Raw genomic sequence first — 551 nt, forward strand, 5'->3', positions numbered from 1 at the left:
GTATAAGATAACGCAACAGATTAACCAATTCTTTAGGCGTCAAAAAACCTGGTATTTGACAGGTCATACTCGTAAGGAAGCATTAGAACACCTTGTTTTTGAAGGGGGCCACCCGACAGAAAAAGCAGTTCAGGTATTCGAAAAAAATTACAAAGAAAATTTCCCTTTTATAGGAAAAAGTATTTGGGATGGTGAAGATGACGATTTTTCCTGTTCCCTATTTTATGAGAACTATCGTAGTGACAGGTTAGGACAAACTAATATAACAATAAGACTCAATATTGACGAAAAAGATTTTCAGTTTTCACGGCTGATTAATTTTATTACCTTTTTAGTTCTCAGCCGTAATGCTCCCTACATTATGGTAGAAACTAACGGTTATACCTTGAAGAAAAATCAGGTATTCCCCGACAGGCTGAGTGCTGGGTGGATGATTTATTTACCCTTTGTTATAGATCCCGCATTATTACCAATGGCAGCTGAAATCTTGCCTATTGCCAATGATAAAGAACAATTGGGGACATTAATTATCACCAAACAAGGCATTTTTG

The 551-nt window shown here is 36.5% G+C and carries 1 protein-coding gene; it reads left to right on the top strand.

Features of this window, described 5'->3' with window-relative positions; genetic code table 11:
- On the top strand, window positions 1–551 hold a 551-nt coding region (locus EAE89_RS23210), incomplete at both ends, for an Imm52 family immunity protein (protein WP_214086691.1).

Origin of the sequence: Photorhabdus heterorhabditis, from assembly GCF_018448905.1 — a bacterium.
In the GTDB taxonomy this organism is placed as follows: Bacteria; Pseudomonadota; Gammaproteobacteria; order Enterobacterales; family Enterobacteriaceae; genus Photorhabdus; species Photorhabdus heterorhabditis.